The 7,252-nt window shown below is 42.1% G+C and carries 7 protein-coding genes; all 7 read left to right on the forward strand.

Going from position 1 to position 7,252, the window contains the following annotated elements; genetic code table 11:
- Positions 1 to 126: 126 nt before the first annotated feature.
- A complete protein-coding gene (locus tag M1K46_RS24520) occupies positions 127 to 789 on the forward strand; it encodes a 5-bromo-4-chloroindolyl phosphate hydrolysis family protein (protein WP_256228061.1) in 663 nt (220 codons plus the stop codon).
- On the forward strand, positions 779 to 1,957 hold the full coding sequence (locus M1K46_RS24525; RefSeq protein ID WP_256228062.1) for a toxic anion resistance protein: 1,179 nt from the start codon (positions 779 to 781) through the stop codon (positions 1,955 to 1,957). Before M1K46_RS24520 ends, M1K46_RS24525 begins: the two co-directional genes overlap by 11 nt.
- 309 nt (positions 1,958 to 2,266) lie before the next feature.
- Positions 2,267 to 3,220 (forward strand): heme-dependent oxidative N-demethylase family protein, encoded by a 954-nt coding sequence (locus M1K46_RS24530; protein ID WP_256228063.1) that lies wholly within the window; start codon positions 2,267 to 2,269, stop codon positions 3,218 to 3,220.
- Positions 3,217 to 3,678 (forward strand): hypothetical protein, encoded by a 462-nt coding sequence (locus tag M1K46_RS24535; RefSeq protein WP_256228064.1) that lies wholly within the window; start codon positions 3,217 to 3,219, stop codon positions 3,676 to 3,678. Before M1K46_RS24530 ends, M1K46_RS24535 begins: the two co-directional genes overlap by 4 nt.
- A gap of 16 nt (positions 3,679 to 3,694) precedes the next feature.
- Entirely contained in the window at positions 3,695 to 4,660 is a 966-nt protein-coding gene (locus M1K46_RS24540; RefSeq protein ID WP_256228065.1) for a PDR/VanB family oxidoreductase, read from the forward strand.
- Between the two features lie 20 nt (positions 4,661 to 4,680).
- The gene (locus M1K46_RS24545; RefSeq protein ID WP_256228066.1) at positions 4,681 to 4,863 is read left to right on the forward strand and encodes a hypothetical protein; all 183 of its coding nucleotides are present in this window, start codon (positions 4,681 to 4,683) and stop codon (positions 4,861 to 4,863) included.
- A 211-nt stretch (positions 4,864 to 5,074) separates the two neighbouring features.
- Positions 5,075 to 7,129 carry a BglG family transcription antiterminator gene (locus tag M1K46_RS24550; RefSeq protein WP_256228068.1) on the forward strand — a complete coding sequence of 685 codons (2,055 nt, stop codon included), beginning with the start codon at positions 5,075 to 5,077 and terminating at the stop codon, positions 7,127 to 7,129.
- Positions 7,130 to 7,252 lie beyond the last annotated feature (123 nt).

The following is a 7,252-nucleotide window of genomic DNA, read 5'->3' on the forward strand; positions in this document are numbered from 1 at the left end:
CTATAGAGATGTTCACCATAATCATGTAAGGTAGAGATAGAGAAAAGTAAATTTTTTCTAAAAGTGAAACTCAAGTTTGTTCTCTTCGTAGTATTAGAAAAGACATGATGTCAGGAGTCGATTTACATGAACTGGTTTTTAGCCTTATTCGTCAAGGTGTTCAGTACGATCAATACAATGGTCATCGTCTGGCTGCTGTCCTTCTTTGCCTTCGATCAGTCTTTCTTGCTCTCGAGCGGTTTTGCGGCCGGGGGAGCGGTGATCGGCTATACGATGACAGCGATGCTCTGGAATTACCGCATGCTGAAAAAATATAAGCTGACTCGCAGCGAATTTAAATATATCAAGAAAAATTTAAATGAAGCAAAGCCAAAGATTTACAGACTGCAGAAATCGATGTTTTCCATTCGCGACATTCCAACCTTTAAACAGAGGATGGAACTGACGAAGATCACAAGAAAAATATACAGCATGACGAAAAAGGAGCCAAGGCGTTTTTTTCAAGCAGAGCGTTTTTACTTTTCGCATTTGGATTCTGCCGTCGAGCTGACGGAAAAATATGCATTCTTATCAGGACAGCCCAAGAAAAGCTGGGAGATTCAGGATTCTCTTTCGGAAACAAGAAGGACGTTGAAGGAACTTACCGAATACATTGAAGAGGACCTTTACCATATGATCTCGGATGATGTGGAGCAGCTGAAATTCGAGCTGGATGTGGCCAAGCATTCTATAAAAACCTTGAAAGATTCAAAATTAGAAACGAAAGCAGGAGATTATAATGAGCGATAATACGTCCCCTCTCTATAATCATGACGATAAATTGGATATTATGAATGACTTGCTCTCCGATCCGTTCGGAGGCGCTGAAAACGTTCAGGAGCTGAAGACAGGAGAACAAGTAAAGCAGAAGAGGCTGATTGATGTTCTGCCAGAGGAAAACAAGGCAAAAGCCTACCAGCTGGCCGAACAGATCGATCCGAAGAACCACCAGGCGATGATTACATACGGAACACCAGCACAGTCTAAATTACTCTCATTTTCCAACACGATGCTGGATCAAGTGAAAAAGCAGGATGTCGGGCAAGTCGGAGAAATCATACATGACTTGATGAAAAAGCTCAGCCATGTAAACCCTGATGAGCTGCAGTCGAACAAGCCGTCCTTGATTGGTCGCATGTTCGGCAAGATTTCCGGTTCTGTTCAAGAGGTGCTTTCCAAGTATCAAAAGACTGGCTCGCAGATTGACCGGATCAGCGTCAAACTCGACAGCAGCAAGAATGTGCTGCTCGCCGACATCGTCATGCTTGAAAAATTGTATGAGCACAACAAAGAATATTTTCAGGCATTGAACGTTTACATTGCTGCAGGTGAACTGAAGCTGGAGGAATTAAACGGAAAAATCATTCCGGCGCTCCGTAAAGAAGCAGAGTCAACAAACGACCAGATGAAATATCAGGAAGTTAACGATATGGTGCAGTTTGCCGACCGGCTGGACAAACGCCTTCACGATTTAAAATTGAGCCGGGAAATCACCATTCAAAGCGCACCGCAGATCCGTTTGATTCAAAACACGAATCAGGCTCTCGTGGAAAAAATCCAGTCCTCCATCATGACTGCCATTCCGCTTTGGAAAAACCAAGTGGCGATCGCACTTACCTTGCTTCGCCAACGAAGTGCGGTAGAGGCGCAGAAACAGGTCTCCAAAACGACAAATGAGCTTTTATTGAAAAACGCCGAGATGCTTAAAGCAAATACAATTGAAACGGCGAAGGAAAATGAGCGAGGATTGATTGATATTGAAACGCTTAAGAAGACGCAGGAAAACTTGCTGACTACCCTGGAGGAGACTTTGCGGATCCAGGAGGAAGGCCGCCATAAACGCCGTTTGGCCGAGAACGAACTCGCTCAGATGGAAACAGGGTTGAGGCAGAAACTGCTTGAGATTAAGGGGCAATAACGGATTAAAAGGCTGTACCACACGAGGTGGTGCGGTCTTTTTTAATGTGCATACATCTTTGTGGAATCCCCTTTTTATCCATGGAATGCGTGAACCGCATTGGCACCCTAACGCCTGGGAACTGACGCGGTTGTTTCAGGAGAAGCCATGGTATCCATTGTCGAGCTGGATTCCAAAAAGCTGCACAATTATCACGCCAAGCCAGGTAAAAGCCCACAAAGGTATGGTCTTTTACAATTCACTCTTCAGTTTTTCCACACTTTTCTATAAAATAAAAAGAAAGAATATTCTGTTAAGTGGGGGGTTAATATGCTGACACGTGAACTGAATTCTTTTCCTTATCCGTTTAAGGGCGATCAATACCGCTATTCCAACAACTCCGTCTCCATGACTCGGCCATCCAGTATAGAAATTACTCCACGTTATACAGAAGAGGTCCAACTAAAGCGGGACCTGCTAACCCATCATCCTGAACGCTGCTTTCAATCCCTTCCTCACACGTTAAAGAGCCAGTGGGAGATCGTAGACCTGGTAACTGAAAACCTCGTAACCTATTACCCCGATCAGTTTGCGCTTCAAAAAAACGGGGATCACTGGACGTTTGTAAATAAGATCCTTGGAGAGACCTCTCGTTTTACCTATGGCGATGAAACGACGATGCCGTGTGAGCCTTTAGACTTTATCGGCAGGCATGTACAGGAAGATCTCATTTTCATGAAGGAGAGGGATGGGGATCTGTATTTGGATGCGGGGCAGCTCTGCTTTCCAGCCAACTGGTCGCTGGCGTTTAACCTTGGAATGGAATTTAAAGAGATCCATCACCCGATTCCAGGGTTTAAAGAGGAAGGGCTGGACGGCCGCATTTTGCGTTTTTTAAAGAGGCTGGAAGCTGGAGCCCCTTGGGAACGGCTGAATTGGTCTTTAATGGCGGGGAACAAGCTCGATACGTCATTGGAAACGTTTCATGAGTGGGGGAAAGAAAGAAAGAATGTAACAGAAGAAAATGCAGGCGAGCTCGTTCATTTGCGAGTGGAAGTCCAGAAGCTTTTTCGATTGCCGCAAAGCAACGGAATTTTGTTCACGATTCATACTCATGTATTGGCCATGGAAGACTTTACTGCCAACACAGTCTGGCTTCAGCAATTTTATCAGATTATAAAAGAACTCCCCGAACATATTGCGGATTATAAAGGAATCTCCCTCTATAAAAAGCAGCTTCTGGCCTATCTGGAAGAGAAGCTAAAAAGCAGGAATCCTACATGAAGTTTGTGCCGGGAAAGCGAAAATACCTTATTTGCGGAGATACATATGGAATCAGATTGCTGCAGCCAATCACCCAAAAAATCATGGAACAAAAAAAACCTTTTGAACGAATGGAGCTCACAGATGAGGTGAAGGTCCGAAGCTGGCTGAGCCAACAGAAAATGGGATGCTATCTTTATGTTTCGGCAGCATGGCCAGAGATTGAGAGACTTAAAAACATCACAGAAGATATCGGCTTCCTCTCTGAGGAAGAGGTGCAATTCATCGGCCATGGTGACCGCGTCATTCAGGTGTTCTGCTGCCGCTGCCACGGACTGACTGAGCTGAAAGTGACCCATTCTGAGACACTTCAGGATGGGATGGAGATCACATGCTGCCAATGCGCCTTACTTCTTTCAGTAAGTGATCATTATTCATCATTAAGAAATGCGTATTTAGGCTATGTAGCCAAACTTTAATTGGAGATGAACGGTGATGCTGCAAGAAAACATGCTTCCTGTTACGGTAACAGCTATCCATAAAGAAGCTCCGAAAGTGAAACGTTTTGAGCTGGCTTCGCTTGACGGCCGGCCGCTTCCGCCATATAGCGGAGGTTCTCATATCGGTATTTTTATAGAAACAGAGAAAGGAACAATACATCGCCACTATTCTTTAACCGGACATACACGCAAAAGAGGACATTATGAGATTGCTGTGGCGCTTAACGAAGATTCAAAAGGCGGCTCCGCTTTTATGCACCATGGAGTAATAGAAGGAGACAGTCTGCACATCAGTTACCCGAAAAATCATTTTCCCTTTAGCTTTAAAGCAAAGCGTCATGTGTTTTATGCTGCAGGGATCGGAATTACTCCCTTTTTAAGCATGATGGAAGAATTGAAAGGGAAAAATGTTCCCTTCGTATTGCACTATACCGCCAAGACCAAAGACACCTGCGCGTTTTATTCTTTCCTGAAAAAAACTTATCCTGAACAGTGCCGCTTCTATTTTTCCCGTGAACCGTTGGTAGAAAGGCTGACTACAGATACTCTCGCTCAGCATCCTATCGGCACGCATGTGTACTTTTGCGGACCGGGTTCTTTTATTACTGAATTCACTGATGCAGCAGCAAAATTAGGCTATCCATCTTCCAATATTCATGTTGAACGGTTTACCCCTCTTAAATCAAATGTTCAAAACGCTTTTCACGTAAAACTGACTAACGGAACGATCCTGCAGGTAGCGGAAAACCAGACCTTGCTTGATGCTCTTCATGAGAATGGAATTAATACTCCGTATTCTTGCCGGGCAGGACGCTGTGGTACGTGTGAGATCAAAGTTAAAAAGGGGGAGGTTGATCATTGCGACTCTTTTCTGACAGAAGAGGAGAAGGGTACGAATGATACAATCTTAGCATGTGTATCGAGGGCAAAATCACGTGAGCTGGTGTTAGAGATCGAGTAACAAAAAAGAGAGTAATTCGAGTGGCTGTTTTCGGAATCAGTTTGGGCGTGATCGTCATGACATTCATTGATTATTGGATCTATAAAGATGAAGCGAAACGGTACGATTGGTTTAAAAAGTTGACGAACGCTCAAAAACTGCTTGTTGCTCTGGCTTTTATTATGATTCTCCTTTTCCTTAACTTACGATTTGAGAAATTATAGAAGTAATCTCAACAATTAATAAGCCTGTATCCTAATAATGGATCCAGGTTTATTTTATTTACTTTAGTTTTACAGCCTTTTAAAATGCTTGTAATAAGACATAATCATATCTCGTCACAATTTTGTAAGTTGAATATAACACTTTTTGTAATCAATAAGTATCCAAAATGTAAGCGCTTTAAAATATGATTGAAACAGGAGGGATGATGACGTGCAACTGGAAGAACGGCCGGCCTTATTGTTAAACCAGCTTTCTGCACTAAATAAACCAACAATGTCACAGCTCATGGATCAGACAAATTTGACCAAGCGGCAGATAACGTATGATCTTGAAAAAATTAATGAATGGCTGAAGGATCGGAGTCTTCCTTCTATTGCTTATAAACGAAGAACATGGATTGAGGTTCCGGAACGGGTGATTGATTATGCAGGCACAAAGTTAACGGGAGAGTCTTTTATATTTACGGAAGAAGAAAGGCTTTATTCCATTTTCCTATTCTTATTTATCAGAAAAGAGTATATCTCGTCAGCCCATCTTATGTCTCTCCTAAAAGTAAGTAAAAACACAGTGATAGCTGATGTGAAAAAGGCCAATGAAATGATTAGTCCGTTTCTTGTGAAAATACATTACACAAGGGAACGGGGATACCACTTAAAAGGAACCGAGCTTGATAAAAGGGTTCTATTAATGAATCATTTAACAAAACTTTTTCAGAAGCCGTCAGGGAAAAAAATAATTGAATATCTTGTGAAAAAAGCAGGTTATGAACTTAGAGCTGATTATATGATCACTCTTCTTCAATCCCTTGAAAGGGATTCTAATCTTCAATTTGTGGAAGAACGGCTGCACCAGTTTGCTCATTTTCTTCAGTTCTATTATATCCGGCTTCTGGAAAAAAAGGTTATCCGTCTTCATCCTGATGAAATTGAGATTCTGAAACAAGACCATTTAATAGAAACAGCTAAACAAATGATTCACCTTTTAGAGCTGGATACCGTTGAATCAGAAATTGCTTACCTTGTCATTCAGCTATTGGGACTTTCGTTGGGGAATGCTTCGGTTATCCAGGATGATTACGATCTGCTGCTGCGAATATGTGAAAGGCTTGTAACAGAATTTGAATCCAAGGCCTGTATTTCATTTGAAAAAAAGAATACAGTCGTGGAAACACTGTATCAGCACCTTAAACCAGCTTATTACCGGATGAAGTACCGAATACCCATTCATAATCCTTTGCTTGAACAGATCCGGGAAGAACATAAGGAACTTTACACCATTGTAAAAGAACTGCTTGAACCCGTGGAAGTCCTTCTCAATATTTCTGTACCGGAAGAAGAAGTAGGGTTTATTACCATCCATTTTGGAGCTTTGCTTGAAAAACCAAAGCAAATTGCGGCTAGAAAAAAGAGAGCGTTGGTGGTTTGTCCAAGCGGAATCAGTTCTTCGCTGATGGTAAAGCATCAGCTCGAATCCTTGTTTTCAGAGATTACGATTGACCGTACTATGTCATTGCATGAGTTTAATCATTGCCAGCTCTCCAATTTTGATCTTGTTTTCTCGACCGTACAGCTTCACACAAAGAAACGCTATTTTCTGGTGAAACCGATAATGACACCTGTTGAAAAAAGTACGCTGCTCAACGAGGTTTATCAGTTTTTATTTGGAACACAATACGAACCTGTTACAACAAAGGAAATACTCAAGATCATGGAAGGTTACGTTAATTTTATTGATAAGGACGGGTTGAAGCAGGCTTTAAGCCAATTCATGTTTCAAAAAAGGACCAACGTAAACAGGAGGAACAGACCAGTGCTAAGTGATTTGATTACAAGTGAAACCATTCAATTTGCTGAACAGCTTCCAGACTGGGAGGAAGCGATAAAAGAAGCAGCCCAGCCGCTGCTCTCGAAAGGGGCGATTGAGTCTTCATACATCGATGCCATGATAGAGAATGTATACACAATGGGGCCTTATGTCATTTTGGGTCAGGAAATTGCAATACCCCATGCACGTCCGGAAATGGGAGTCAATCAGGTGGGTATGAGTTTTTTGAAGCTGGAACATCCGGTTTACTTTTTAAACGATGACAAGCATCCAGTGTCCTTATTATTCTGTATAGCTGCGATCGATAATACGACCCATCTGCAGGCTCTTTCACAGCTTACTAAGCTTTTGAGCAATAAAGACAATGTAAAACGATTGAAAACGATGAAGAGTGTTGAAGAAATCATGGAATTAATACAAGAGTATTCCAAAGCAGTTTAGCATTCCTGTAGATGGCTAATTTTGATCTTTGATAAAAATAGGGCTCCTCAGTAAGATGAATGTATCCCAAACAACCATCTAGGAGGAAGCCCTACTATGAAGTTTAAAATGCAGAACAAACAA

Origin of the sequence: Fictibacillus sp. WQ 8-8 (assembly GCF_024494405.1) — a bacterium.
Taxonomy (GTDB): Bacteria; Bacillota; Bacilli; order Bacillales; family Fictibacillaceae; genus Fictibacillus_C; species Fictibacillus_C marinisediminis.